The following is a 2,088-nucleotide window of genomic DNA, read 5'->3' as shown; positions in this document are numbered from 1 at the left end:
AGTCATTCCCTCCTGCTCTTTCAAATTATTCTCACCATTATTTTGTCAGCTCAAATTTAGTTCTAGCAACTTCCATCTCATTTCGTTTCCAAATCGCAGAATAAGTCCCTAGGCTCCAATCTTTATTTTTCAATGTTAACGAGTAACCTGTGATATGTTTTGTTTCTGTCCACTCCATCTCCTGTATGATTTCACCAGTATTCAAATTGATGATCTCAATTCTTGATTTTACGTTATCAGTAGCACTTCCAATACTATATTCAGCTTGTACTAAAATATCTTTTGAATTATCAAATTTCGTCTTTGGATTTGCTATCCTCATATTCGTATCGTTCGTCTCGTAGCCAAGTTCAATTATGTAAGGTTTATCGTCCTTACCATTTGATTTTAGTGTATTACAACCAGAAACCAAAAAGATTGAAATGACAGATGCGATAAAAAGCAACCAGCGTATTTCACATTTTGATTTCAATATATAACTTCCTTTCAATTATTTATTATGGAGAGCCTCGACGAAATAATTCCATAAAATGAAATTACCCCGCCAGCCAAAGCCAGCGGGGATTTATCATGCCTACTTCACCACAAACTCCACCTGGGTACCATCCGGATACTGCTCCAACTGATTGCTAACCCAAGATCCTGCCCCACGGTTATCTGCCGGGTGTATGTATTCGATGTTCGCTCCGGCCCCACCTTCCATACACATAGCCATCGGCCATTCGTCCCGGTCATATCCCTTCTTCGTAGGTATACCACGTAATGATGCTTCCCGGTGTTTGTCCGCATCTTTACGGTCAATCGTACACACCGCTGATTCACCAGCTGCAATAGCATCTTTTATGTGCTTCCCGGTTTCCGGGTAACGCTCCAAAGGAAAGATGATTCTTACGATGGCTGTGTTCGGAGCAGATGGCTCTGGTTCCTTCTGCTGCTGTAGATAAATGACGACCAGTATTACAAAAATCAGTAAAGTAAGGATAGAGGTGATGCGTTTCTTAGTCATGATGTTCACTCCGTTTCGCCTATCTTTTTTCGTTATAGGAGAAGAGGATTCCTGCTTGTCAAAGAAAAGAATCCTCCCACAAATTCATTGAACTCGTGAGAGGCTTCCATTTAATTTTGGAGGGGCTGAATGAGCAAGACTTCAAAGTAAAACAAGGAGCCCGATGTAATCTGGCCCCTTGTTCTATTGTTACTTCTGATATTCGTTTCGCAGGATACTCATCAGGATGCGGTCAAACTTCTGACCATCCCGAAGCACTGACTCTCGCATCGTGCCTTCTACTTGGAATCCGACTTTCTGGTAAGCATGGATTGCTCTTTTGTTGTAACTAATGACATCGAGTCCGATTCGATTTAAATTCAGTTCGCAGAACCCATACCTTAAAATCAATCGCAACGCATCAGTCCCGTAACCTTTGCCTCGAAAATTCGGATCTCCGATGCCAATTGCCATTTTTCCACATTGATTATTCCATTCCATTCTGAATAGAGCAACAAATCCAATAAGTGTGTCGTCTTCGAGCGTTCGCAAACGAAATTCCAGACTATTTGAACTATTCTCAATCGATTTCTCGAATGATTCTACCGATCTTGGTATAGCGAACTCGGTATCTAAATTCCTTAAATAATCCGCATCTTCACTCCATAATGCCAATGCCGCAGCATCTTCGGGACGACTAGCACACAAACGAACCAATTGCCCACAAAAAAGAGAATGATTATTCGACAATGATATCCTCCATATCTCACAAACGGAGGCAAGTTAATAAAGCTGCCCCCTGTTTATGTTTGTATTTGAAAACCTTATGAAATTCAGGGTAGCAATCATTGGCCACACTCCTTTGTCATATTAATAAGATTCTACAATGACTTTCTTCTAAAAAACAGTCCTATTCGGGGACAGGCTGCCGGGATGATCGCGGATCCTCCAAAGAGCTTCGCCCAGCAGAGTTTGCCTTTTTATAGAGGCTCGAAATCAAGAAGGATTTTCCGTGGTGTTACGAAATGATTCTATCTCCATGTTGCCAAGCCACACAAAAAAGAAGCCTCCCACAAGTTCACTGAACTCGTGAGAGGCTTCCG

General features: G+C 41.7%; 3 protein-coding genes. All 3 read right to left on the bottom strand.

Annotation, left to right across the window (positions count from 1 at the left end):
* Positions 1 to 37: 37 nt before the first annotated feature.
* The 3 genes from TJ79_RS20340 to TJ79_RS20330 all read right to left on the bottom strand — a co-directional run bounded on the left by TJ79_RS20340 (position 38) and on the right by TJ79_RS20330 (position 1,735).
* Entirely contained in the window at positions 38 to 472 is a 435-nt protein-coding gene (locus TJ79_RS20340; protein ID WP_040952191.1) for a hypothetical protein, read from the bottom strand.
* 102 nt (positions 473 to 574) lie between these two features.
* On the bottom strand, positions 575 to 1,006 hold the full coding sequence (locus tag TJ79_RS20335; RefSeq protein ID WP_040952190.1) for a NucA/NucB deoxyribonuclease domain-containing protein: 432 nt from the start codon (positions 1,004 to 1,006) through the stop codon (positions 575 to 577).
* A gap of 189 nt (positions 1,007 to 1,195) precedes the next feature.
* Positions 1,196 to 1,735: a GNAT family N-acetyltransferase gene (locus TJ79_RS20330; RefSeq protein ID WP_040952189.1), complete on the bottom strand. Its 540-nt coding sequence runs from the start codon at positions 1,733 to 1,735 to the stop codon at positions 1,196 to 1,198.
* Positions 1,736 to 2,088: the final 353 nt, after the last annotated feature.

It is taken from the genome of Gorillibacterium massiliense (genome assembly GCF_000455485.1).
Lineage (GTDB): Bacteria > Bacillota > Bacilli > Paenibacillales > NBRC-103111 > Gorillibacterium > Gorillibacterium massiliense.
The sequence above is the reverse complement of the archived record's forward strand: the minus strand, read 5'-3'. Positions and strand labels throughout refer to the sequence as shown.